The organism is Pseudomonas fluorescens (genome assembly GCF_003732425.1).
Lineage (GTDB): Bacteria > Pseudomonadota > Gammaproteobacteria > Pseudomonadales > Pseudomonadaceae > Aquipseudomonas > Aquipseudomonas fluorescens_BE.
Genome location: NZ_MOBX01000010.1, coordinates 17,024 through 41,580 on the forward strand (window position 1 = coordinate 17,024; position 24,557 = coordinate 41,580).

The window sequence follows — 24,557 nt, forward strand, 5'->3', positions numbered from 1 at the left end:
TGGCAAAAGGCTCTAACGAGAGTAATTATCAAATGGCCGAAAACACCGTTTTTGAGCGTGCGACGCGATTTCTGTCAGCGTTGCGGCACTGTCAGGTCCTTGGTTTGCAGGTACATAGCGCCTCCAGCGAAGGGCTCACGGTGATTCTGCCGTATAGCCAGAAAATCGTTGGCAACCCCGAAACCGGGGTGATCCATGGCGGCGCGATTACTTCGTTGATGGACACCGCCTGCGGGATGTCGACTCTGTGTGTGCTGCCGGAATTCGAGGTCTGTCCGACCCTCGATCTGCGCATCGACTACATGCATGCCGCCGAGCCGAACAAGGATGTGTATGGCTTCGCCCAGTGCTACCGGGTAACCACCGATGTGATTTTTGCCCGAGGATTTGCTTATCAGGATGATCCTGAGCAGCCGATCGCCCATGTCGTCGGCACATTCATGCGCATGGGCAAAAACATCAAAGGCACAAAAGGATTCGGCGGCGCGATCAAGGGAGAGCAGCAGTGAGCGATGACCTCAAGCAGCAACTGCAACAGGCCCATGCACAAGGCGATTACGCGCCGTTGCTGAAGCTGATCCCGTATGCGGGCCTTATCGGCATCGAGTGTTCGCGCGTTGGCGATGAGCTGCTGTTCAAGCTGCCGGCGAACAAGGACAACATTGGTAACCCTTTATTACCCGCGATCCACGGCGGGGTGATTGCCGGGTTCATGGAGCTGGCCGCCGCTCTGCATCTGCTGATTTTCACCGGTGCACCCGGAGTGCCGAAGATTATCGACTTTTCCCTCGATTACCTGCGCGCCGGGCAGTTTCGCGATACCTGGGCCAAGTGTCAGGTCTGCCGTCAGGGCCGGCGCGTTGCCAATGTTGCCATCACCGCCTGGCAAAGCACCGAAAGCGAACCGATCGCCACCGCTCGCGCGCACTTCAAAATCGATGAGCCCTTGAAATCCTGAACAGCGCCCCAAACTCACATGACAACCCGCCGCCGACCATTTCGGGTCGCGGCCACTGCCATCTGATTGGAGTTTGATGACCATGAGTGTGGAAACTCAAAAGGAAACCCTGGGCTTCCAGACCGAGGTAAAGCAGCTGCTGCACCTCATGATCCATTCGCTGTATTCCAACAAGGAAATCTTCCTTCGCGAATTGATCTCGAACGCCTCTGACGCTGTCGACAAACTGCGCTTCGAAGCCCTGGCCAAGCCAGAGTTGCTTGAGGGCGGTGCTGATCTGAAAATCCGTGTGAGCTTCGACAAGGACGCCAAGACCGTCACCCTCGAAGACAACGGTATCGGCATGAACCGTGATGATGTGATCACCCACCTGGGGACCATCGCCAAGTCGGGCACTGCCGATTTCATGAAGAATCTCTCGGGCGATCAGAAGAAAGATTCGCACCTGATCGGCCAGTTCGGTGTGGGCTTCTACTCTGCCTTCATCGTTGCCGACCAGGTTGACGTGTACAGCCGTCGCGCCGGCACTCCAGCCAGCGAAGGCGTGCACTGGTCGTCGAAAGGCGAGGGCGAGTTTGAAGTCGCCACCATCGACAAACCAGAACGCGGCACCCGTATCGTTCTGCACCTGAAGGCTGCAGAAGACGAGTTCGCCGATGGTTGGCGTCTGCGCAACATCATCAAGAAGTACTCCGACCACATCGCTTTGCCGATCGAGTTGCCGAAAGAAGTGGCCGCTGCCGAGGGCGAAGAAGCTCCAGCCGTTGAATGGGAAACCGTCAACCGCGCCAGCGCCCTGTGGACCCGTCCGCGCACTGAAGTGAAGGACGAGGAATACCAGGAGTTCTACAAGCACATCGCCCACGACTTTGAAAACCCGCTGGCCTGGAGCCACAACAAAGTCGAAGGCAAGCTTGAATACAGCTCGCTGCTGTACGTGCCGGCCCGCGCACCGTTCGACCTGTACCAGCGTGAAGCGCCGAAAGGCCTGAAGCTGTACGTGCAGCGCGTGTTCGTCATGGATCAGGCCGAGTCGTTCCTGCCGTTGTACCTGCGCTTCATCAAAGGTGTAGTCGATTCCAACGACCTGTCGCTGAACGTGTCGCGCGAAATTCTGCAGAAAGACCCGATCATCGATTCGATGAAGACCGCGCTGACCAAGCGCGTGCTCGACATGCTGGAAAAACTGGCGAAAAACGAGCCTGAGCAATACAAGGGCTTCTGGAAGAACTTCGGTCAGGTCATGAAAGAAGGCCCGGCAGAAGACTTCGCCAACAAAGAGAAAATTGCCGGTCTGCTGCGTTTCGCATCTACCAATGGCGACGAGGGCGAGCAGATCGTCGGTCTGGCCGACTACCTGGCCCGCGCCAAGGAAGGTCAAGACAAGATCTACTACCTCACCGGCGAAACCTACGCGCAGGTCAAGAACAGCCCGCACCTGGAAGTCTTCCGCAAGAAAGGCATCGAAGTGCTGCTGCTGACCGACCGCATCGACGAGTGGCTGATGAGCTACCTCAGCGAATTCGACGGCAAGACTTTTGTCGACGTGGCCCGCGGTGACCTCGATCTGGGCAACCTGGACTCGGAAGAGGACAAGAAAGCCGCAGAAGAAGTCGCCAAGTCCAAAGAAGGTCTGGTTGAGCGTCTGAAAACCGCGCTGGGCGATTCCGTGGCTGAAGTACGCGTCTCCCATCGTTTGACCGACTCGCCGGCCATTCTGGCCATCGGCGAGCAGGATCTGGGCCTGCAAATGCGCCAGATCCTCGAAGCCAGCGGGCAGAAGGTGCCGGATTCGAAGCCGATCTTCGAATTCAACCCGAGCCACCCGCTGATCGAGAAACTCGATGGCGAGCAGAGCGAAGAGCGTTTTGGCGACCTGTCGCACATCCTCTTCGATCAGGCAGCGCTGGCTGCCGGCGACAGCTTGAAAGATCCGGCCGCTTATGTGCGCCGTCTGAACAAGCTGCTGGTTGAACTGTCGGTTTAACCAAGTTGTAGAAAAACCCGCTTCGGCGGGTTTTTTCATTCTGGTGTTTAACCAATCAGGAGTCAGAAATGAGCCAAGTCACTGTACGTTCCGTGGTCTATCAGATTGACGGCCAGCCTTATGAAGGTCGTCTGGCGTTCGACGCCGAGCACAAAGACGCGCGTCCGGGGTTGTTGATGGCGCCGAACTGGATGGGCGTCAGCGCCGGTGCCGAAGAGATCGCCAAGTCGGTCGCGGCCAAGGGCTACGTGGTGTTGATTGCTGACGTTTACGGCCAGGCTGTGCGCCCACAAAACGCTGATCAGGCGGGCGCGGCGATGATGCCACTGAAGGATGATCGCGCGCTGCTGCGCAAGCGTATGCAAGCGGCGTTCGAGCAGTTGCAGAAGCAGGGCGAAGCGGCGGTCGATACGTCGAAGCTGGCGGTGTTCGGTTTCTGCTTTGGCGGTTGCTGTGCGCTGGATCTGGCGCGCACCGGTGCGCCGGTCAAGGCTGCGGTGTCGTTCCACGGTACGCTGGATTCGCCGAACCCGGCGGATGCGCAGAACATCAAGGGCTCGGTATTGGTCCTGCACGGTGCTTCCGATCCGTTGGTGCCGAAAGAGCAATTGCCGGCGTTTGAAGATGAGATGAACGCGGCAAAGGTGGATTGGCAGTTGCTCAGCTACGGCGGTGCGGTGCACTCGTTTACCGATCCGCATGCCAATGTGCCGGGCAAGATGATGTACGACGCGAAGACCGCCAAGCGCGCCTTCAAGTCGATGCATGATTTGCTGGATGAAGTGTTCAAGGGCTGATTCAGTTGTCAGGCACAGACTTTTGTGGTGCCTGGCTGGGCCTTTTCGCGAGCAGGCTCGCTCCCTCAGGGGATATAGGGTGTCCAGGTATTCTGGGCACACCACCAATCACTGTGGGAGCGAGCCTGCTCGCGAAGACTGACTAAGCCGCTCTACAAAACTCAGGGCAATTCAATTCGCTCAACTTCCCCCGGCACCGTCGGCCAATCACCGGCCGCCCATTTGCGCCGCGCTTCATCGATCGCCGCCGGATCGCTCGCCACAAAATTCCAGTTAATCCGCCGAGGCCCGTCCAGCGGCGCCCCTCCAAACACCACGGCGTGCACATCACTTTCGGCAAACAGACTCAACTCTTCCCCGGCCGGCAACACCACCAGCGCATACGCTTCAATGGTCTCGCCATTCAGTTGCGCATCCCCACTCAACACATACACCGCCCGTTCTTCATGCTCGGTCGGAATCAGCAGAGTGGTCGCCGTTTGCATCTTCACTTCTGCATACAATGTAGGAGAAAGCACCGGCACTGGCGATTCCAGGCAAAAGCCTGACCCGGCAATCATACGAATCTGAACGCCAAGGTTATCGCTGACCGGCAAGGTCTCTGCCGGGTGATGGCTGTAATGTCCCGGGCCTTGCTCGTGTTCTTTGGGCGACGCCAGCCAGATCTGCAAGCCGTGCATTGTGAAGGTCTGGCCCCATAACGGCTCAGGCGTGCGTTCAACGTGGGCAATCGCGCTGCCGGCGGTCATCCAGCTGACGTCGCCGGCGCTGACCACTTGATCCGAGCCAAGGCTGTCCTTGTGCTGGATCTGGCCTTCAAACAGATACGTGAGCGTCGACAGACCGATGTGCGGGTGCTGTCGGATGTTCATGCCTTTGCCCGTCGGATAAACCGTCTCGAGCATGTGATCAAAAAATACGAATGGCCCGACACTGCGGCATTTGGCTGACGGCAGCGGACGCAGAATCGGCTGGCCTTCGACGTCTTCGGCGCGTGGGCGGATGATCAGAGGTGGCGTGTCCATGGTGCATTCCAGGCTGAGCGGGTGATGCCAGAAGCATAACCCGCCGCTGGCATCAGGAGGATTACTGGCTATCGAAGCCTTGCGGGGCGTGGGTCTCGATCGTCACTTCGCTGGTGGTCATCAACTTGTGGATCGGGCAGCGGTCAGCGACGCGCAGCAGTTCTTCACGCTGGGCGTCGGTGAGTACGCCTTTAAGGGTGAGGGTGACGTGCAGGACGTATTTGCCTTTCTGCTCTTCACTGTTGTCGCGTTTAACGTCGACCCCGACGCCGGTCAGCGGGATGTCTTTCTTCTTCGCGTACATCTTCAGGGTCAGTGCTTTGCAGGCACCGAGGGCGGCATCGAAGTAGTCGTGTGGCTCAGGTGCGGAGCCTTCGCCGCCAGCGGATTTCGGCACGTCGGCAAACAATTCATGGTCATCAATTTGTACGGTGTGACGAAAACCTTCAGCGGAGACGGTATTGACGGTAACGGTCATGGGAACCTCACTGGCAGTAGGAAAAGTCGTTTCGATCAAAAAAGACCTTGCAGTTATAGAGCATTCCCACGGGTACGCGTTCCACTTTCCTGCGGGATGAACCCTCGTCGTCAGGGTGCGGTCTAGGCTATGCCTACTTCTCGGAGATTACTTGTGTCCCTGTATCGTTTGAGTCTTGCCTGCCTTCTGCTGGTTGCCGGCAGCGTCAGTGCCCGCGAATACACCTACAGCGATGCGCACTTGCATTACGTGGATTTTTTCCAGGAAAGCGCAGGCATGGCGAAACTGCTGACGGCGATGAAGGACGCTTCCGTCGAGCACGTGATGATTTCCGGTATTCCGGTGGCGAAGAAATGGCACGAAGACGAACCCAAGCGTCCGCGTTATTACGCCGGGGATGACGCTGACGCCTACTGGTACAGCGCAACCGATGTGATCGTTGCTGATGCCGTGCAAAAACTCAGCGCCGAGCAGCGCCCCTACTTTCATCCGTTCCTGTCCGGCTTCAACCCCAACGACAAGAACTCCGCCGCACACATCCAGCGCATGCTCGACCTGTACCCTGGGCTGTGGCAGGGCATCGGCGAGGTGTTCACCCGGCATGACGACCTCACTGCGCTGACCTCCGGCGACACGCCGCGGGCCAATAACGAAGCGATGACCAAGATTTATCACTTGGCGGCCGAGAATGATCTGCCGGTGATGCTGCATTCGAACATCACCTCCAAGCGTGAGAAAAATCCGCTGTACCTGAAGGAAATCGAAGAGCCGCTGCGTAATCATCCGCACACGCGATTTATCTGGGCGCACGCAGGCACCAGTGCTGAAATCCATCGGCATCAGACGCAGCTGCAATTTCTCCTGCCTACGCTGACGCGCATGCTTGAAGCCTATCCCAACCTGTTTATCGACCTGTCCTGGAGCATGCTCAGCCCGTATTTATTGGACGAGCAGGGCAAGCCGCGAGCGGAGTGGCTGGCGCTGGTGGAGAAATACCCGGAGCGCTTCATGCTCGGTTCGGACGTGGTCGGGCGCTTTAACAAGCTCGGTGAGGAAATGCACAGCTTCAAGCCATTCCTCGACGCCTTGCCTGAAGGCGTTGCGAAAAAAGTCGCTCGGGATAACTTCCTGGCGATCTTGCCGCGAACGGAGCTCAAGTCCGGCAAAAGCACGCTGAATCGTTAATGCCAACGGTTCGAAGGATCAAGGCCTTTTGATATCGCCTTTTCGTCTTACGCAAATTTTCGCCAGGCCGATACCTTCTAGAGCAACCAGCTGCAGGGTCGATGCAGCGCTTTTGGAAGGAACCAGAGCAATGAGTATCCGTAGTCTCAATATTGCCCCGCGCGCCGGCCTGGGGTTTGGCTTGTTGGCGTTGATGGTATTTGCCCTCGGCGCGTTCGCCCTGCTGCAAATGTCGAACATGCGCGCGCAGTCCGATGAGGTCGATAACAATTGGCTGCCGAGTGTCATGGCGGTCGGCGAGATGAGTCAGGACATGCTGCGCCTGCGCGCGTTGACCATGCGCCTGTTGCTCAACCGCGATCCGCAGGCGCTGGAGCAGAATATCGCCAAGCTCAATGACGTGCGCGGGGTGTTGAGTGAGGCCCAGCAGCGCTATGACGTGCTGATCGTATTACCAGAAGAGCGCAAGCTGTTTGATCGCTTCAAAGTCGCCGAGCACCAGTATCTGGAGTTTCAGGCGCAGGTCATGCAGTTGTCTGCGCAGAATCGGGTGGAAGAGGCTGCGACCATTCTCAACGGCCAGATGAGTCCGTTGGCCGATGAAATCGCGGTCATCCTGCGCGAACTGGTCGAGCTGAATAAACACAACGCCAATCTCGCCACTGAAGCGGCGCGACTGGTGTTTATCAATTCGCGGGTGTGGGTCGGGGTGATGATCGGCGTGACCGCGTTGATCACCATCGGCCTGGCCCTGTTGCTGACGCGCAGCATCGTGTTGCCGCTGGCGCAGTCGTTGGGCGTAGCCGAGGTGGTGGCGGGTGGCGATCTGACCGGCGATATCAGCATCAGCGGCAAGGACGAACCAGCGCGGCTGTTGCAGGCGCTCAAGAGCATGCAGCACAACTTGCGCGAGACGATTCGGCAAATCTCGGAGTCTTCCAGCCAACTGGCCTCGGCGTCGGAGGAGCTGAGTTGCGTCACGGAAGACGCTACCCGCGGGTTGCACCAGCAGAGCCTGGAAATCGAGCAGGCCGCCACGGCGGTCAATCAGATGACCGCTGCGGTGGAGGAGGTGGCTAGCAATGCAGTGGCGACCTCGCAAGCTTCGTGTGAATCCGACCGTATCGCTCAGCATGGTCGTGAACAAGTGCGGCAAACGGTTTCGTCGATTGAGTTCCTCGCCGAAGACGTGACCAACAATGCATCGCAGGTCGAAGATCTGGCGCAGAAGGTTCATGGCATCAGCAAGGTACTGGACGTGATTCGTTCGATTGCCGAGCAGACCAATCTGCTCGCATTGAACGCCGCGATTGAAGCCGCGCGGGCCGGTGATGCCGGGCGCGGGTTTGCGGTGGTGGCAGATGAGGTGCGGGCCTTGGCGCATCGCACCCAGCAGTCGACTCAAGAGATTGAGCAAATGATTGGTGGGATTCAGCAGGGCACCGATTCGGCGGTCAGTTCGATGCAGCAAAGCAATGTACGGGCGCGTTCGACATTGGAGTTGGCCAAGTCTGCCGGGACTGCGCTTGAAGACATCGCCTCGGCATTCACTCTGATCAATGAGCGCAATCTGGTGATCGCCAGTGCTTCCGAAGAGCAGGCGGCGGTGGCGCGGGAGGTGGATCGCAATCTGATGAATATTCGGGATCTGGCGATGCAGACCTCGGCGGGTGCCAATCAGACGAGTGCGGCGAGTCAGGAGTTGTCGCGGTTGGCGGTGGATTTGAACAGCATGGTGGCGAAGTTTTCGGTTTGAGTGTGGGGTGAGCCTGAGGCAGCCCTCACCCTGACCCTCTCCCAGGGGGAGAGGGGACTGACCGTGGGAGATTAAAGAGTTACGCCGACCTGGGTATTCTTTGGTGCATCCATAATCGACTCGATCTTTCAGGTCGATACATAGCGCCAGACATCCCGGTCAGTTCCCTCTCCCTCGGGAGAGGGCTGGGGTGAGGGGCGAAGGTGACACAAAAAGTCGGGTTGAACGCAGGCGAAAAAAAGCCCCGCGTTTGCGGGGCTCTTTGTTCTTGCGGCGGATCAGCTGCCTTTAACGGTTTTGCCGTTGACGGTGCCGTCCTGGAGCATGATGTTGTACTCCTTGCCGTCGGTTTCAACCTGTTGCAGGCGAACCAGCAGGTAATCCCAATCCTTGGCGAACCAGAGGACGGTGATGCGCTTGCTTTGTGTCGGGTCGCGTACGCGCTCGACCTTGATTGCATCGATCTTGCCAGCCTTGGTCTCGACTTTTTCCGAGCCCAGCACGCGGAAGTCATAGGTATCGACTTCACCGTCATCGACCACTTGATAGCTCATGGTCTTCTTGCCGGCAGCGACGTCATGCTGCAGTGCCAGTTGATAGGTGGACTTGTCGACCATGCCACGGTTCAGCGGGATTTTCACCGCGTCGCCACGGTCGGTGCCGGTGACCATTTTGCTGTTCCAGTCGAAATCCAGATCAGCCTTTTTCGCTTTGCCCAGGCCGCCACGTTCGAAGTGGTAGGACTGCGGCAGCAGGGTGTCCTTGTCCAGGGTCAGGGTGCTTTCTTCAGTCAGGCTGGCGATCATCATCGAGGCCTTGAAGCTGAGCTTCCAGACGCCGTTGGCTTCCTTGACCAGACTGCGCTCGGCGGTGCCGCTCATGGGCAGTTGCTTCCAGTCGGCGGTGTAGCTGGCGGAGAACGGTTGAAGTTCGGCTGCCTGCGCGAAGGGCAGGGCGAGCAGAGCGCAAGCGAAGAGCAGGGCGCGACGCATAATATCTCCTAGTTTCGAATCAAGTGGCCGCTGGCCGCGAGTAACTGGCCGTCCAGTAAAGCACCTTGCTCACCGAGTGCCAGTCTGCCTTCGGCAAACCAGCGTACTGCCATCGGGTAGATCAGGTGTTCCTGAGCGTGGACTCGCTGCGCCAGACTCTGCGGCGTGTCGTGCAACTCTACCGGTAATACTGCCTGTACGACCAGTGGTCCGCCATCGAGTTCCTCGGTGACGAAGTGCACGGAGCAGCCGTGCTCCGTGTCGCCGGCCTCCAGCGCGCGCTGATGAGTGTGTAACCCTTTGTATTTGGGCAGCAGCGACGGGTGGATGTTGAGCAGGCGACCCTGATAGTGGCGAACGAAATCAGCGCTGAGAATGCGCATGAAGCCGGCCAGCACCACGAGTTTCGGTTGGAATTCGTCGATCAGTTCGATCAGAGCAGCATCGAAGGCCTCGCGACCTTCGAATGCCTTGTGATCCAGCGAGCGGGTGGCGATACCCGCGTCGCTGGCGCGTTGCAGGCCGTAGGCGTCGGCGCGATTGGAAATCACTGCAGCGATGCGGACCGGGCTATCGCCGGTCCGCGTGCTGTCGATCAGAGCCTGCAAGTTACTGCCGGTGCCGGACAACAGCACCACGACATCACAGGTTGCGGACATTAATGAGCCTTAAGGTTCTGCAGATCAACCTGAGCAGCGCCTTCGGCAGCGGCAGCGATCTGACCGATGACCCAAGGCTGTTCGCCGGCGTCACGCAGGGTGTTCAGCGCAACTTCTACGTGTTCCTGAGCCACGCAGATAACCATGCCAACGCCGCAGTTCAGCACGCGGTGCATCTCGGTCTCGTCAACGTTGCCTTTTTCTTGCAGCCAGTCGAACACGGCAGGGCGAGTCCAGCTAGCTACGTCAACCACGGCCTGTGCGCCTTTTGGCAGAACGCGCGGGATGTTGTCGAGCAGGCCACCACCGGTGATGTGGGCCATGGCTTTGACGGCGCCGGTGTCTTTGATCAGCTTGAGCAGCGGCTTCACGTAGATGCGGGTCGGGGCCATCAGCAGGTCGGTCAGCGGTTTGCCGTCGAGCTGGGTGTTTTCGATGTCGGCGCCGGAGACTTCGATGATCTTGCGGATCAGCGAGTAGCCGTTGGAGTGCGGGCCGGACGATGGCAGCGCGATCAGCGCGTCACCGGTGGCGACTTTCGAGCCGTCGATGATTTCCGATTTTTCCACGACGCCGACGCAGAAGCCGGCCAGGTCGTAGTCTTCGCCTTCGTACATGCCTGGCATTTCAGCGGTTTCGCCGCCAACCAGCGAGCAACCCGACAGTTCGCAGCCAGCGCCGATGCCGGTTACCACCTGGGCAGCGGTGTCGACATTGAGTTTGCCTGTGGCGTAGTAGTCGAGGAAGAACAGTGGCTCAGCGCCGCAAACGACGAGGTCGTTCACGCACATGGCAACCAGGTCGATACCGATGCTGTCGTGCTTGTTCAGGTTCAGCGCCAGACGCAGCTTGGTGCCGACGCCGTCGGTGCCGGACACCAGCACTGGCTGCTTGTAGCCGGCCGGGATTTCGCAGAGGGCGCCGAAACCGCCCAGGCCGCCCATGACTTCCGGGCGCGCAGTGCGCTTGGCGACGCTCTTGATGCGTTCGACCAATGCTTCACCGGCGTCGATGTCTACACCGGCGTCCTTGTAGCTCAGGGAGGGTTGCTTGCTCATGATCCAGGCCTTTAGGGGAGGGGATTCAGGGGTAACGACCGAGTTCAGCGGGAACTTCGAAATCGAGGGGGCGATGGCCTCACGCGAGTTTCGAGGTGCCCGGCTGTTGCCGGTCTGCGAAGGCGCGCGATTTTATCAGGCTTGAGGGGCAGCGGCCATCCTCGCACCGACGGGCAGGGCCATATCCACGGAAATTTTTTGCAATTGAGCCTTATGAACGCCTGTATAAGGTGTGGCGATTAACCGTCTATCGTTATCACTGTGCAAAAACTTACCGCTGTCGTGTGAATGTTTGGTGCTGGCAGATTGTCACAGCCTTGCTTAACCGGTTCACGCGGCCTGTTCCAGCCGCTCCTGTCGACGGGAATTTTCCATGCGTTTGTGTAAATTGTTGTTTGTGGGTTGTTTATCTCTGGTCAGCCTGGCGAGTCACGCCGAAAACCTCAAAGGCCTTTATCAAGTGCGTGAGCCGGTCCATGGCCAGGCACCGGAAGAGCGTGATCGCGCCACGCAGGCGGCGCTCGATACGCTGGTGTTGCGCCTCACCGGTGACCCGAAAGCCCCGCAGAATCCAGGGCTGGCGGCGATTCGCAAGGATCCGCAGCAAATTATCAGTCAGTTCGGTTTCGACGCCGGGCCGCCGGAGGTGCTGAAGGTCGATTTCGATCCAGCGACCACCGAGCAGGCGCTGCGTCGGGCCGGCTTGTCGTTGTGGGGCGCCAGTCGCCCGTCGATCCTGAGTTGGTGGCTGAACGATTCGGCCGAAGGTTCGAGTCTGGTCGGTGATGGTCAGGCTGCTGCGGCGCCGTTGCGTACGGCGGCGCAACATCGCGGATTGCCGTTGCGTTTGCCGCTGGCGGACTTGAGCGAGCAACTGGTTGCCACGGCGCCAGCGCTGGAAGGCACGGATCCGGCGCCGTTGCGCGGTGCCTCCGAACGCTACAACGCTGACGCCTTGCTGGCGGTGCATGCCCGCGAAGAAGGCGGGCAGTGGCAAGCCAAGTGGCACTTGTGGCTGGGTGATCAGAAAGAGGCGGGCAGTGTGCAGGGCGCTGATCAGGCCGCTGTCGCTGATGCGGTGATGCTGGCGGTGGCCGAGCGTCTGGCGCCACGATTTGTGGCCAAGCCCGGTGCTTCTGGGCAGCAGACTCTGGAAGTGCAGGGTATGAATCTGGAGCATTACGCGGCGCTGTTGCGGTTACTCGAGCCGTTTGGCGTGCGTCTGCAAAGTGTTGATGGCGATCGTATCGTCTATCGGGTCAATGGCAGTGCCGATCAGATGCGTGCGCAGTTGTCGCTGGCGAAGTTGCAGGAGCTGCCGGCCGAGGCGCCCGCTCCGGTGGCAGCACCACAGCCGGTAGCTGGCGGTGTAGCACCTGTCGCTGCACCGGCCCCGACACCGACAGCGCCGTCGCTACGGTTTCGCTGGTAAGTCTTTCCTTATATAGAAGCAGGAGTGGTAAATGGCCGATACGCGGCGTTGGTTCTGGCTCGGTGGGGTAGTCCTGCTTTGCGCGTTTGTCTGGTTGCTGCACCCGATCCTCACGCCGTTTCTGGTGGCGCTGTTGCTGGCTTATCTGTTCGATCCACTGGTGGATCGTCTGGAGCGGCTCGGTTTGTCGCGCACGTGGGGTGTGATCGCGGTGTTTGCGCTGTTCACCTTGATCGTCACCGCGCTGTTGCTGGTGTTGGTGCCGATGCTCGCCAAGCAGTTGCTGCGGTTGTACGAGCTGGCGCCGCAAATGCTCGACTGGCTGCAGCACACCGCGCTGCCGTGGGCGCAGGCGAAGTTGGGTCTTTCGGACGGCTTCTGGAAGTTCGATAAGGTCAAGGCCGCGATCAGCGAGCACATGGGCCAGACCACGGATATTGTCAGTGTGGTGCTGAGTCAGGCGACCGCATCGAGTCTGGCGCTGATCGGCTGGCTGGCCAATCTGGTGCTGATCCCGGTAGTGAGTTTCTACCTGCTGCGCGACTGGGACGTGATGATGGCCAAGATCCGCAGTCTGCTGCCGCGTGATCGTGAGGAGCGTGTAGTCGCGCTGGCCGGCGAATGTCATGAAGTGCTGGGTGCGTTCGTTCGCGGGCAGTTGCTGGTGATGCTGGCGCTGGGCGTGATTTATGCGGCGGGCTTGATGATTGTCGGCCTGGAACTGGGGCTGTTGATCGGTCTGATCGCAGGGCTGGCGGCGATCGTGCCGTACATGGGCTTCGTGATTGGTATTGGCGCGGCGCTGATTGCCGGGTTATTCCAGTTCGGTGGCGATCTGTACCCGATGGTCGGCATTGTCGCGGTGTTCATGGTCGGTCAGGCGCTGGAAGGCATGGTGCTGACGCCGCTGCTGGTGGGCGATCGCATCGGTCTGCACCCGGTGGCTGTGATCTTTGCGATTCTGGCGGGTGGCGAGTTGTTCGGTTTCACGGGTGTGCTGTTGGCGTTGCCGGTGGCAGCGGTGATCATGGTGCTGGTGCGCCATGTCCACGATTTGTACAAGGACTCTGATATCTATAGTGGTGTGGACGAGCCGGAGTTGTAATGGAGCAGGGCGGCCCGGCGAATAGCCGGGTTGGCCCGTGTCCTGCAGGCGCTGGCGCCAAAGAATCTGTCATAAAACCAGCGTGTTAACGCAAACCTTTGATTTTGCTTGGACTCTGTCGCATTGTGCGCTCAGCTTCACGGGTATAAACTTCGCAAACTTTACACAGAGGCCACTAACGGTTCCTTGAGAACTGTTCAGTCAGCATGAAACCGATTCAGCTGCCCCTAGGTGTGCGTCTGCGTGACGACGCCACCTTCATCAACTACTACCCAGGCGCCAATGCCGCTGCACTCGGCTATGTCGAGCGTCTATGCGAAGCCGACGCCGGCTGGACAGAAAGCCTGATCTACCTGTGGGGCAAACACGGCGTAGGGCGTACGCATCTGTTGCAGGCGGCGTGTCTGCGATTCGAGCAGATGGGTGAACCCGCGGTGTACCTGCCGCTGGCAGAGTTGATGGATCGCGGCGTCGAGATCCTCGACAACCTCGAACAGTACGAACTGGTTTGCCTGGACGACTTGCAGGTGATTGCCGGCAAGGCCGACTGGGAAGAGGCGATGTTTCATCTGTTCAACCGTCTGCGGGACAGCGGTCGGCGTCTGCTGATCGCCGCTTCCACCTCTCCGCGTGAATTGCCGGTCAAACTGGCTGACTTGAAGTCGCGCCTGACTCTGGCGCTGATTTTCCAGATGCGCCCACTCTCCGATGAAGACAAATTGCGCGCCTTGCAATTGCGTGCGTCGCGTCGCGGTCTGCACCTGACCGATGAAGTCGGGCATTTTATTTTGACTCGCGGCACCCGCAGCATGAGTGCGCTGTTTGACTTGCTCGAACAGCTCGATCAGGCCTCGTTGCAGGCTCAGCGCAAGCTGACCATTCCCTTCCTGAAAGAAACGCTGGGCTGGTAGCGGCGCGGCTTTCAGCGTGTTTCGGCATATTTCAGGCGCCAGGAAATCCGCTTTCCTGCACGGTGTGCAGGCCGCGTATCGGTTCAAATGGGCTTAAGCGCTTAGATGTAAACGAGAAACCGAGAAGTCACAAAAAGATCGATTGAATTTGCAAATGAGGCTGATAGCGGGCATAGTCTCGGCTTCTTTACAACTATCAGCCACGGTCGTGCCCATGCTAAAGCGCTTCGCACCCCTCGTGCCTCTCGCACTCGTCACCCTGTTGTACGGTTGTGCTGCTCATTCTCCAGTTCAAGAGCAGCCTCAACAGGTTAAAAATTCTGCCACGGCCCAGTCTTCCGTTATTTACCAGGAAGAGTTGGACACCGAAAAAGAACTCAACGAATTCAATGGCAAGAAGCCTTATCAGCTTCCTGTTCTGGCCGATAGTATCCTCGAACGCGGCATGTCCCTGATCGGTACCCGTTACCGTTTCGGCGGTACCTCTGAAGCCGGTTTCGATTGCAGCGGTTTCATCGGTTATCTGTTCCGCGAAGAAGCCGGCATGAATCTGCCACGCTCAACCCGCGAAATGATCAACGTCGATGCGCCGCTGGTTTCGCGCAGCAATCTTGAGCCGGGCGATCTGTTGTTCTTCGCCACCAATGGTCGTCGCGGTCGTGTCAGTCACGCCGGGATCTACCTCGGTGACAACCAGTTCATTCACTCCAGCAGTCGTCGCAGTGGCGGTGTTCGCATCGACAGCCTGGGTGACAGCTACTGGAGCAAGACCTTCATCGAAGCGAAACGCGCTCTGGCCAACGCTCCGACGGTAGTCACGGCTCGCAAGTAAATCCCCCGATGTCGCTGCGTTCGCGGCGACAATCAGGCTCCCGGCAACGGAGTAGACCTAGACTTTACAAGGTGAAGTTAAAGTCTTACTTGAAGTTTGCCGCGTAGCCGCTAGAATCCTGAATCTATATTGATGGCAAACCGCCTGCGTGCTTACGCAGGCGGTTTTGTTTTCTGTCCACCGGCAGAAAAAGCCGCAGCCAGATCAGGATGTTCTGCTTATGACGATGTCGGCCCGCCTCACATTGATGCTCTTCGCAGCGCTGCTCAGCGCCTGCGCGAGTCGCACACCGCCACCTGCGCCGGTGGTTCGCGCTCCGGTCGTGTTCGGCCCTTCGCAATCTTTCTCGCCTGCTGCTGAAGACGTGCTGTTCCGCGCGCTTGGCCTGGTGGGCACGCCGTATCGCTGGGGCGGCAACACGCCGGATTCGGGGTTTGATTGCAGCGGGCTGATTGGTTTTGTCTATCGTGATGCGGCAGGGATTTCGCTGCCGCGCTCTACGCGCGAGTTGATCGTGATGCAGGCACCGAACGTCGGTAAAGAAGGCTTGCAGACCGGCGACCTGATCTTCTTCGCCACCAATGGCGGCTCGCAGGTCAGTCATGCAGGGATTTACGTCGGGGAGGGGCGCTTTGTACATGCACCGGCCACGGGCGGCACGGTGAAGCTGGACAGCCTGTCGAAGGCGTATTGGCAGAAAGCTTATCTGAGTGCCAAGCGGGTGTTGCAGCCGGAGCATCTGGCGCATAACCCGTAATTCAAGCCGCACACAATCCAATAATGTAGGAGTGAGCCTGCTCGCGATAACGGTCATTCAGTCAACGATGATGTCGACTGATATGGCGCTATCGCGAGCAGGCTCACTCCTACAGTTGTTTTAGGTCAGGCAAACATTATTTGCTGGCCGACACCCGCCACACCTTATTGCCGACATCATCCGCCACCAGCAAGCCACCTTGCTGATCGATCACAACGCCTACCGGGCGGCCTAATGCATTCTCGTCCTTGTCGAGGAACCCGGTCAGCACGTCCACCGGTTTGCCACTCGGCTTGCCAGCAGTAAACGGTACGAAAATCACTTTATAGCCACTGTGTGGCTTGCGGTTCCACGAGCCGTGCTGACCAATGAATGCGCCTTCCTTGAACTGCGCCGGCAGGGCGTTGCCCTCGGCAAAGCTCAGGCCCAACGAGGCGGTGTGCGGCCCGACTGCATAATCCGGGGCAATGGCTTTAGCCACCAGCTCCGGGTTTTGCGGTGTAACGCGCACATCGACATGCTGACCGTAATAACTGAACGGCCAGCCATAAAAGCCACCGTCCTTCACGGAAGTAATGTAGTCCGGCACCAGATCGCTGCCGATCTCGTCGCGCTCGTTGACCGCTGTCCACAACGCGCCGCTGGTGGGCTCCCAGGCCAGGCCGTTGGGGTTGCGGATGCCTGAGGCGAAGATGCGATGATTGCCGGTAGCCCGATCGACTTCCCAGATCGCCGCGCGACCTTCTTCTTTGTCCAGACCATTTTCGCCGACATTACTGTTCGAGCCGACCGTGACGTACAGTTTGCTGCCGTCTTTGCTGGCAATGACGTTTTTGGTCCAGTGGTGATTCAGCGTCCCGCCCGGCAGGTCGACAACTTTGATCGGCTGCGACTTGATCTCGGTCGCGCCCGGTTCGTAGTTAAAGCGCAGCAGGCGGTCGGTGTCTGCGACGTAAAGATCGTTGCCGACCAGGGTCATGCCGAACGGCGAGTTGAGGTTCTGCAGAAACACCGTGCGGGTCTCGGCCACGCCATCGTGGTCGGCATCCCGCAGCAAAGTGATGCGGTTTGGGCTTGGCACGCCGGCGCCGGCTTTGCCCATGACTTTCTTCATCACCCAGCCGCGAATGCCTGTGCTGTCGTCGGGTTTTGGCGGGGCGTTGGTTTCCGCCACCAGCACATCGCCGTTGGGCAGCACATAGAGCCAGCGTGGATGATCGAGGCCTTCGGCGAATGCCGCGACCTGGGTGCCGGCCACCGCGGTCGGTTTGCCGCCCTCGGGCCAGCCGATCGCCGGGGCGATGTTCACCGTCGGGATCAGGGTCTTGTTCGGTTCGGGCAGCTTGGGTGACGGGCCAGTGCCGTCGGTGACTTGCAGGCTGGAGGATTCACCACAGGCGGCGAGCCCTCCGGCGAAGGCGATGACAAAAACGAGCTGGGGCTTGCGCATTACTGATCTTCCCTATGAATGCATTCCTAATCATAGAGGAGGGCGCAAGCCCGATGGTTCAACTGCTCAGCCGCGGGCTTCCTTGAACAACACGGCGATGCCCGGGTGATAGTTGCCGGCTTCGCTGCGTAATTTGCGGTAGGCATAGGGGAAATACCAGGCGACGGCGCAGGTGTGTTCCTTTTGCAGGTCGTCGACCATGTCTTGCAGTTCTTCAGGGCTGGCGCTTTGCTGGGCTTTTTGCGGCGCGACAAACAGGCAGCCGAGCTTGAGATCGCTGGCGTAGCTGATGCGTTTGGCGTCGTTGGTGATGTCAAGCAGCGCTTGGGTCAGATTGAGATTCGTCACCCGTGGCCAGCGTTGCGTGGCCTGAATGAAGGCGCGGTCTTCGGCACCAGCGAGGAACAAGTCGGCGCGAGCGTTGCGTTCGCCTTCTTCATTCTGCTTGCGGGTGGCAGTCTCGTTCAAAGTGACCAGCTCGGCCATCCAGGCCGCAGCCGAGAGCAATCCGAGATTGGCTTTCTCGTCATGCCAGTAAGGGGTGTCGCTGTCGCCGCGCACGGCGTTGTAGCGGTCGATACAGTCAAACCAGCGTTCAAGCACCGGGCGCAGGAATTCCAGGCGCGGGTTGCTGATGATCATGCCTTGCATCGTCATCATCCTTTATTGTTGTCGTGGGCTTTTCGAGAAAAGCATGGCTCTTTGATATCATTTGTATCAGTGTGGCACAAGATTGGCGTCAGATAATTGATCGACGGCAGTTATTCGCCCGATGGCCCCCTCTTTAATTGACGCTCCACCCCCAACCCTCTAACCTTCGCGGCTTGTTTCAGGTGCTCTGTGACCGGTGTCGACAGAGTGAAACAGGGAAGCCGGTGAGGGTTGTCTTCAAGCGAAGAACCACCACGATCCCGGCGCTGCCCCCGCAACGGTAAATGAGTGAAAACTGCGTCGAATGCCACTGCTCAACAGCGGGAAGGCGCGCAGTCAGGCATACGCCGCTCATGAGCCCGGAGACCGGCCTGATCCATCCAGCGGCATCACGGTGGGCGATGCCAGGCTTTTTGCCGTCTATTCTTGTGCCTGCCCGCCGTTATCCAGCCTCAACGGAGAGCTCCCCCATGACTGATTCCCCCGAGCGCGACGAACGCCATCTGGCGCGTATGCAGCGCAAAAAAGCCGTGATCGACGAACGCATCGCCAACTCGCCTGACGAGTGCGGCCTGGTGCTGGTGCTGACCGGCAACGGCAAAGGCAAAAGCAGCTCGGCGTTCGGCATGCTCGCCCGTGCCATGGGCCACGGTATGCAGTGCGGCGTGGTGCAGTTCATCAAGGGCCGCAACAGCACCGGTGAAGAGCTGTTCTTCCGCCGCTTCCCCGAGCAAGTGCGTTTTCACGTGATGGGCGAGGGTTTCACTTGGGAGACCCAGGATCGTCAGCGTGACATCGCCGCCGCCGAAGCCGCGTGGGCCGTCTCCCGCGAACTGCTGCGCGATCCGTCGATCGGTCTGGTGGTGCTCGACGAACTGAACATCGCCCTCAAGCACGACTACCTTGATCTCGATCAGGTGCTCAGCGATTTGCAGGCGCGTCCGCCGATGCAGCACGTGATCGTCACCGGTCGTGCGGCCAAGCCGGAAATGATCGAGATGGGCGACACGGTCACCGAAATGGGCATGCTCAAGCACGCCTTCCAGGCTGGCATCAAAGCGCAGAAAGGCGTCGAACTTTGAATCAACCACGTCACTGCCCGGCGGTCCTCATCGCCGCGCCGGCCTCCGGTCAGGGCAAGACCACCGTCACCGCCGCGCTCGCCCGTTTGCATCGCAATCAGGGGCGCAAGGTGCGCGTGTTCAAATGCGGTCCGGACTTTCTCGATCCGATGATTCTCGAGCGCGCCAGCGGTGCGCCGGTGTATCAACTGGACATGTGGATGGTCGGCGAACAGGAAAGTCGTCGTCTGTTGTGGGAAGCCGCCGCCGAGGCGGATTTGATTCTGATCGAAGGCGTAATGGGCCTGTTCGATGGCACGCCTTCCAGCGCCGATCTGGCGCGGCATTTTGGTGTGCCGGTGCTCGGGGTGATTGACGGCACAGCCATGGCGCAGACCTTCGGCGCGTTGGCGCTGGGCCTGGCCAAGTATCAACCGGACCTGCCGTTTGCCGGCGTGTTGGCCAATCGTGTCGGCACCTTGCGTCATGCGCAATTGCTCGAAGGCAGTCTCACCGAAGGCCTGCGCTGGTACGGCGCGCTGTCCCGCGAGACCGGTATCGAACTGCCGAGTCGCCATCTCGGTCTGGTTCAGGCCAGTGAATTGAATGACCTTGATGTACGCCTCGACGCCGCCGCCGATGCCCTCGCCAGCAGTTGCGAAGTAGCGCTGCCACCGGCCGTGGAATTCGCCGCGCCGGACGTGATTGCCGTCGAGCCGCTGCTGAAAGATGTGCGAATTGCCGTCGCCCGTGATGAAGCGTTTGCCTTCACCTACGGCGCGAGTCTCGATCTGTTGCGCGCGATGGGCGCGGAGTTGAGTTTCTTCTCGCCGATCCGTGACACGCAATTGCCTGACGCTGACAGTCTGTATCTGCCCGGTGGCTATCCGGAACTGCACCACGTTGCGCTGGCCCAGAACACCGCGATGCGGGAGGCGATTCGCGCGCACCATGCGGCGGGCAAGCCGTTGCTCGCCGAGTGTGGCGGCATGCTCTATCTGCTCGATTCCTTGACTGACGTGGAAGGCACCCGCGCCGAGCTGGTCGGGCTGCTTAAGGGCGATGCGGTCATGCAAAAGCGTCTGGCGGCACTGGCGTTGCAAGCGGTGGATCTGCCGGAAGGTTCGTTGCGTGGGCACACTTATCACCATTCCCTGACCGCCACCGAATTGACGCCGATTGCCCGTGGCTTGAGCCCGAATGGCGGGCGCGGGGCTGAGGCGGTTTATCGCGATGGGCGGATGACGGCTTCTTATGTGCACTTTTATTTTCCGTCGAATCCTGCGGCTGTCGCTGCACTGTTTGCACCTGACTCCGAAGGCGCCTTCGCGAGCAGGCTCGCTCCCACGGTTGAAACGGTGGTGACTGAAGCAATGCAATCCCCTGTGGGAGCGAGCCTGCTCGCGAAAGGGCCATGACCGACAACACATTCTCCGAAGCCGAACGCGAAGCGGTTTATAGAGCCATCGCTGAACGCCGCGACATGCGCCACTTCATCGGTGGCACCGTCGAGCCGGAACTGCTGCGCCGCCTATTGGAAGCCGCCCACCAGGCCCCAAGCGTCGGCCTCATGCAGCCATGGCGCTTCATCCGTATCAGCGACCGAACTTTACGCGGGCAGATCCAGAACCTCGTGGAAGAAGAACGCGTCCGTACAGCCGAAGCCCTCGGCGAGCGCAGCGACGAGTTCATGAAACTTAAAGTCGAAGGCATCAATGATTGCGCCGAAGTACTGGTCGCCGCGCTGATGGACGATCGCGAAAAGCACATTTTCGGTCGCCGCACATTGCCGGAAATGGACATGGCCTCGCTGTCCTGCGCAATCCAGAATCTGTGGCTGGCTTCGCGCGCCGAAGGCCTGGGCATGGGTTGGGTCTCGCTGTTCGAGCCGCAAGCGTTGGCGGATCTGCTGAAGCTGCCCGAAGGCGCCAAGCCGCTGGCGGTTTTATGCCTGGGCCCGGTCAAGGAATTCTATCCGGCGCCGATGCTGGTACTCGAAGGGTGGGCGCAGGCGCGTCCGCTCAATGAGTTGCTGTTTGAGAATTATTGGGGAGTGAGTCAATGAGTGTGGCGTTGTTGAGTGTCGCCGCAGTGGCGCTGGATGCGCTGTTGGGTGAACCGAAACGCTGGCATCCGCTGGTGGCGTTCGGTAATTTCGCCGGGCGCATCGAGCAACGTTTCAACGCCGGTGGCCGAGGCTGGCGCAGCCATGGCGTCACCGCGTGGGTGATCGCGGTGCTGCCGCTGACCTTGCTCGCCACGGCGTTTTCCTGGGCGCCATACGTGGGCTGGGTCGTCGAGATTCTCGCGCTGTATTGCGCCCTTGGCATGCGTAGCCTCGGCGAGCATGTCGCGCCGGTCGCCGCCGCGTTGCGCGCGGATGATCTGGACGAGGCGCGCAAGCGTGTCGGCTATCTGGTCAGCCGCCAGACCGATGAACTCGACAGCACTGCCGTCGCCCGCGCCGCCACTGAGTCGGTGCTGGAAAACGGCAGCGATGCGGTGTTTGCCGCGCTGTTCTGGTTTGTCGTGGCCGGCGCACCGGGCGTGGTGCTCTACCGCTTGAGCAACACGCTGGATGCGATGTGGGGTTATCGCAACGAACGCTTTGAGCGTTTCGGTTGGGCGGCGGCGAAAATCGACGACGTGTTGAATTACATTCCTGCGCGTCTGGTGGCGTTGACCTACGCGCTGCTGGGCAAAACCCGACTCGCGTTGAAGTGCTGGCGCAAACAGGCGCCGAAGTGGGACAGCCCCAACGCTGGCCCGGTGATGGCTGCCGGGGCCGGTGCGCTGGGCGTGGAATTGGGTGGGCCGGCGATCTATCACGGTGAGCTTCACGACCGTCCTCAGCTCGGCGAAGGCGCAGCGGCTGACGCAGATTCCATCGATCGCGGCTGGCAATTGGTCCAGCGCGGGGTATGGTTATGGCTGCTGATTCTTTGCGTGGGGGCTGAGTTCTATGCTTGAGCACGGTGGCCGGCTGCGCAAGGCGGCACTCGATTACAACATCGCCGAAGCGGATTGGCTCGACCTGTCCAGCGGCCTCGCGCCTTGGCCGTTCCCGATCCCGGAAATCCCGCTGCGCGCCTGGGCGCGCCTGCCGGAAGCCGATGACGGTCTGGAGCAAGCCGCGTGCGATTACTACGGCGCTGTGCAAGTGCTGCCGGTGGCCGGTTCGCAGATGGCCATTCAGTTGCTGCCGCGTTTGCGCCGGGCCGGCAAGGTCGGCGTGTTGTCCCCGTGTTATGCCGAACATGCTGAGGCATGGCGGCGCAGCGGCTATATCGTGCGCGAAGTGCTGGAGCAGGAAGTCGACTTCTTTCTCGACAGCCTCGACGTGCTGGTGGTGGTCAATCCGAACAACCCGACCGGCCTGAGCCTGACCCCGGCACGATTGCTTGACTGGCACGCGCGGCTTACCCGGCGCGGTGGCTGGCTGGTGGTCGATGAGGCCTTTATGGACAACACGCCGCAGTTGAGCCTGGCACCCCATGCGCATCAAGTCGGGCTGATTGTGTTGCGCTCGTTCGGCAAGTTTTTCGGTCTGGCCGGGGTGCGTCTGGGCTTTGTCCTGGCCGAGCGCAAGTTGCTCAAACTACTCGCCGAACAGGTCGGGCCATGGGCGGTGAGCGGGCCAACCCGAGTGCTGGGCCAAGCGTGTCTGCAAGACACCGAAGGGCACACCCGCCAACGGATTCGCAGCGATGAAGCCAGTGAGCGACTGGCGGCATTGTTGGAGCGATACGGTTTCAAACCGCAGGGCGGTTGCGCGCTGTTCCAGTGGCTGATCACCGAGCATGCCGAAACGCTGCATGAGTTCATGGCCCGTCGCGGCATCCTCCTGCGGCTCTTCACCGACAACAGCAGTCTGCGTTTTGGCCTGCCCGCCGATGCGGCTGAAGAGGCGCGTCTCGAACAGGCTTTGATCGCCTTCACCAAGGACCACCCATGACCACCCTGATGGTGCAAGGCACCACTTCCGACGCCGGCAAAAGCACACTGGTGACGGCACTGTGCCGCTGGGCGACTCGTCAGGGCGTGGCGGTCGTACCGTTCAAACCGCAGAACATGGCGCTCAACAGTGCCGTGACCGCTGATGGCGGTGAAATTGGCCGCGCGCAAGCGGTGCAGGCGCAAGCTGCGAAGCTTGAACCACACACCGACATGAACCCGGTGCTGCTCAAGCCGAACAGCGACACTGGCGCGCAAGTGATCATCCATGGCCGTGCCGTCACCACGATGAACGCGGTTGCCTATCACGACTACAAAGCCATCGCGATGCAAGCCGTGCTGGCCTCTCATCAACGACTCAGCGCCGCGTATCCGCTGGTGATGGTCGAAGGTGCGGGTTCACCCGCCGAGATCAATCTGCGTGCCGGCGATATCGCCAACATGGGCTTCGCCGAGGCGGTGGATTGCCCGGTCTTGCTGATTGCCGACATCAATCGCGGTGGGGTTTTTGCCCATCTGGTCGGCACGCTGGAGTTGCTGGCGCCGAGTGAACAGGCGCGGGTCAAAGGCTTCATCATCAACCGTTTTCGCGGCGACATCGCCTTGTTGCAACCGGGCCTCGACTGGCTCGAACAGCGCACCGGCAAACCGGTGGTGGGTGTGTTGCCCTACGTGATGGATCTGCATCTGGAGGCCGAGGACGGCATCGATCAGCGCCAGACCGACAAGGCCGAACGAGTGCTGAAAGTGGTGGTGCCGGTGCTGCCGCGCATCAGCAACCACACCGACTTCGATCCGCTGCGCCTGCATCCGCAGGTTGATCTGCAATTCGTCGGCCCGGGGCAGGCGATCCCGGCGGCCGATCTGATCATCCTGCCGGGCTCGAAAAGCGTGCGCAGTGATCTGGCTTATTTACGTGCCAATGGCTGGGATGCCGCGATCAATCGGCATCTGCGTTACGGCGGTAAAGTGCTGGGGATTTGCGGAGGTCTGCAGATGCTCGGTGAGCAGGTGCATGACCCGCTTGGCCTCGAAGGTGCGCCGGGCACGAGTGCCGGTTTGGGCTTGCTGGCGTTCGACACCACGCTTGAAGCCGAGAAGCAGTTGCGCAATGTGCGTGGACGGCTGGCGCTGGAAGATGCCGAAGTCAGTGGCTATGAAATTCATGCGGGCGTGACCACGGGAGCGGCGCTGGAGAACGCAGCGGTGCATCTTGATGACGGTCGTTGCGACGGTGCGCAGAGTGCTGACGGGCAGGTGTTTGGCACCTATCTGCATGGCTTGTTCGAATCGCCGGCGGCGAGTGCGGCGTTGCTGCGCTGGGCCGGGTTGAGCGATGTGCAGGCGGTGGATTATCACGGCTTGCGCGAGCGCGATATCGAGCGCTTGGCGGATCTGGTGGAAAAGCATCTGGATACCGGCTTATTGCGTCAGCTCTGTGGGATTTGAGGTGGCTGTATGGGCCTCTTCGCGAGCAGGCTCGCTCCCACAGTGAATGCGGTTAGCCAT

Annotated in this window: 24 protein-coding genes and 1 riboswitch; of the genes, 17 read left to right on the forward strand and 7 right to left on the reverse strand. The window is 59.9% G+C overall.

Features of this window, described 5'->3' with window-relative positions:
* Window positions 1-32: 32 nt before the first annotated feature.
* The 4 genes from BK670_RS10120 (at window position 33) to BK670_RS10135 (ending at window position 3,742) form a co-directional block, all read left to right on the forward strand.
* Window positions 33-509, forward strand: coding sequence for a PaaI family thioesterase (locus tag BK670_RS10120; RefSeq protein ID WP_123449648.1), 477 nt, complete (start codon window positions 33-35; stop codon window positions 507-509).
* The gene (locus tag BK670_RS10125; protein WP_123449649.1) at window positions 506-958 is read left to right on the forward strand and encodes a PaaI family thioesterase; all 453 of its coding nucleotides are present in this window, start codon (window positions 506-508) and stop codon (window positions 956-958) included. The genes BK670_RS10120 and BK670_RS10125 overlap by 4 nt, the downstream gene beginning before the upstream one ends.
* Before the next feature lie 82 nt (window positions 959-1,040).
* Window positions 1,041-2,945, forward strand: a complete 1,905-nt coding sequence (gene htpG / locus BK670_RS10130; protein WP_123449687.1) for a molecular chaperone HtpG — start codon at window positions 1,041-1,043, stop codon at window positions 2,943-2,945.
* Window positions 2,946-3,013: 68 nt separating this feature from the next.
* Window positions 3,014-3,742: a dienelactone hydrolase family protein gene (locus tag BK670_RS10135; protein ID WP_123449650.1), complete on the forward strand. Its 729-nt coding sequence runs from the start codon at window positions 3,014-3,016 to the stop codon at window positions 3,740-3,742.
* Between the two features lie 161 nt (window positions 3,743-3,903).
* Here BK670_RS10135 and BK670_RS10140 read toward each other — a convergent pair whose 3' ends face one another.
* Together BK670_RS10140 and BK670_RS10145 are read right to left on the reverse strand one after the other, a co-directional pair.
* Window positions 3,904-4,767, reverse strand: a complete 864-nt coding sequence (locus tag BK670_RS10140) for a pirin family protein (RefSeq protein ID WP_123449651.1) — start codon at window positions 4,765-4,767, stop codon at window positions 3,904-3,906.
* A 61-nt stretch (window positions 4,768-4,828) separates the two neighbouring features.
* Window positions 4,829-5,245 (reverse strand): OsmC family protein, encoded by a 417-nt coding sequence (locus tag BK670_RS10145; RefSeq protein WP_008082948.1) that lies wholly within the window; start codon window positions 5,243-5,245, stop codon window positions 4,829-4,831.
* A 129-nt stretch (window positions 5,246-5,374) separates the two neighbouring features.
* Between BK670_RS10145 and BK670_RS10150 the strand changes: the two genes are divergently transcribed.
* Window positions 5,375-6,430: an amidohydrolase family protein gene (locus tag BK670_RS10150; RefSeq protein WP_123449652.1), complete on the forward strand. Its 1,056-nt coding sequence runs from the start codon at window positions 5,375-5,377 to the stop codon at window positions 6,428-6,430.
* A 130-nt stretch (window positions 6,431-6,560) separates the two neighbouring features.
* On the forward strand, window positions 6,561-8,186 hold the full coding sequence (locus tag BK670_RS10155) for a methyl-accepting chemotaxis protein (protein WP_123449653.1): 1,626 nt from the start codon (window positions 6,561-6,563) through the stop codon (window positions 8,184-8,186).
* Window positions 8,187-8,464: 278 nt separating this feature from the next.
* On the opposite strand, the gene BK670_RS10160 is transcribed toward BK670_RS10155, so the two are convergent.
* The 3 genes from BK670_RS10160 to purM are packed head-to-tail and all read right to left on the reverse strand — an operon-like array spanning window position 8,465 to window position 10,895.
* Window positions 8,465-9,178 (reverse strand): DUF3108 domain-containing protein, encoded by a 714-nt coding sequence (locus BK670_RS10160; protein ID WP_102900814.1) that lies wholly within the window; start codon window positions 9,176-9,178, stop codon window positions 8,465-8,467.
* A gap of 8 nt (window positions 9,179-9,186) precedes the next feature.
* Window positions 9,187-9,837 carry a phosphoribosylglycinamide formyltransferase gene (purN, locus tag BK670_RS10165; protein ID WP_123449654.1) on the reverse strand — a complete coding sequence of 217 codons (651 nt, stop codon included), beginning with the start codon at window positions 9,835-9,837 and terminating at the stop codon, window positions 9,187-9,189.
* Entirely contained in the window at window positions 9,837-10,895 is a 1,059-nt protein-coding gene (gene purM / locus BK670_RS10170) for a phosphoribosylformylglycinamidine cyclo-ligase (protein ID WP_034156237.1), read from the reverse strand. Before purM ends, purN begins: the two co-directional genes overlap by 1 nt.
* 373 nt (window positions 10,896-11,268) lie before the next feature.
* On the opposite strand from purM, the gene BK670_RS10175 reads away from it, so the two are divergent.
* The 5 genes from BK670_RS10175 (at window position 11,269) to BK670_RS10195 (ending at window position 15,932) form a co-directional block, all read left to right on the forward strand.
* Window positions 11,269-12,327 carry a DUF2066 domain-containing protein gene (locus BK670_RS10175; RefSeq protein WP_123449655.1) on the forward strand — a complete coding sequence of 353 codons (1,059 nt, stop codon included), beginning with the start codon at window positions 11,269-11,271 and terminating at the stop codon, window positions 12,325-12,327.
* A gap of 31 nt (window positions 12,328-12,358) precedes the next feature.
* Window positions 12,359-13,432 (forward strand): AI-2E family transporter, encoded by a 1,074-nt coding sequence (locus BK670_RS10180; protein ID WP_123449656.1) that lies wholly within the window; start codon window positions 12,359-12,361, stop codon window positions 13,430-13,432.
* A gap of 206 nt (window positions 13,433-13,638) precedes the next feature.
* On the forward strand, window positions 13,639-14,343 hold the full coding sequence (gene hda / locus BK670_RS10185) for a DnaA regulatory inactivator Hda (RefSeq protein ID WP_007919828.1): 705 nt from the start codon (window positions 13,639-13,641) through the stop codon (window positions 14,341-14,343).
* Between the two features lie 214 nt (window positions 14,344-14,557).
* The gene (locus BK670_RS10190; RefSeq protein WP_007919826.1) at window positions 14,558-15,175 is read left to right on the forward strand and encodes a C40 family peptidase; all 618 of its coding nucleotides are present in this window, start codon (window positions 14,558-14,560) and stop codon (window positions 15,173-15,175) included.
* 220 nt (window positions 15,176-15,395) lie between these two features.
* Window positions 15,396-15,932, forward strand: coding sequence for a C40 family peptidase (locus BK670_RS10195; protein WP_123449657.1), 537 nt, complete (start codon window positions 15,396-15,398; stop codon window positions 15,930-15,932).
* 136 nt (window positions 15,933-16,068) lie between these two features.
* Here BK670_RS10195 and BK670_RS10200 read toward each other — a convergent pair whose 3' ends face one another.
* The gene (locus BK670_RS10200; protein WP_123449658.1) at window positions 16,069-17,382 is read right to left on the reverse strand and encodes a PQQ-dependent sugar dehydrogenase; all 1,314 of its coding nucleotides are present in this window, start codon (window positions 17,380-17,382) and stop codon (window positions 16,069-16,071) included.
* A gap of 66 nt (window positions 17,383-17,448) precedes the next feature.
* The gene (locus BK670_RS10205) at window positions 17,449-18,033 is read right to left on the reverse strand and encodes a hypothetical protein (protein ID WP_123449659.1); all 585 of its coding nucleotides are present in this window, start codon (window positions 18,031-18,033) and stop codon (window positions 17,449-17,451) included.
* Between the two features lie 163 nt (window positions 18,034-18,196).
* Window positions 18,197-18,422, forward strand: a riboswitch (cobalamin riboswitch).
* Between the two features lie 81 nt (window positions 18,423-18,503).
* Here BK670_RS10205 and cobO point away from each other — a divergent pair.
* The 6 genes from cobO to BK670_RS10235 are packed head-to-tail and all read left to right on the forward strand — an operon-like array spanning window position 18,504 to window position 24,497.
* Window positions 18,504-19,115, forward strand: coding sequence for a cob(I)yrinic acid a,c-diamide adenosyltransferase (gene cobO, locus BK670_RS10210; RefSeq protein WP_123449660.1), 612 nt, complete (start codon window positions 18,504-18,506; stop codon window positions 19,113-19,115).
* The gene (locus BK670_RS10215; RefSeq protein ID WP_123449661.1) at window positions 19,112-20,512 is read left to right on the forward strand and encodes a cobyrinic acid a,c-diamide synthase CobB; all 1,401 of its coding nucleotides are present in this window, start codon (window positions 19,112-19,114) and stop codon (window positions 20,510-20,512) included. The genes cobO and BK670_RS10215 overlap by 4 nt, the downstream gene beginning before the upstream one ends.
* A complete protein-coding gene (bluB, locus tag BK670_RS10220) occupies window positions 20,509-21,159 on the forward strand; it encodes a 5,6-dimethylbenzimidazole synthase (protein WP_123449662.1) in 651 nt (216 codons plus the stop codon). The genes BK670_RS10215 and bluB overlap by 4 nt, the downstream gene beginning before the upstream one ends.
* The gene (gene cbiB, locus BK670_RS10225) at window positions 21,156-22,064 is read left to right on the forward strand and encodes an adenosylcobinamide-phosphate synthase CbiB (RefSeq protein ID WP_123449663.1); all 909 of its coding nucleotides are present in this window, start codon (window positions 21,156-21,158) and stop codon (window positions 22,062-22,064) included. Before bluB ends, cbiB begins: the two co-directional genes overlap by 4 nt.
* Window positions 22,057-23,049: a threonine-phosphate decarboxylase CobD gene (cobD, locus tag BK670_RS10230; protein ID WP_123449664.1), complete on the forward strand. Its 993-nt coding sequence runs from the start codon at window positions 22,057-22,059 to the stop codon at window positions 23,047-23,049. The genes cbiB and cobD overlap by 8 nt, the downstream gene beginning before the upstream one ends.
* Entirely contained in the window at window positions 23,046-24,497 is a 1,452-nt protein-coding gene (locus tag BK670_RS10235) for a cobyric acid synthase (RefSeq protein WP_123449665.1), read from the forward strand. Before cobD ends, BK670_RS10235 begins: the two co-directional genes overlap by 4 nt.
* Window positions 24,498-24,557 lie beyond the last annotated feature (60 nt).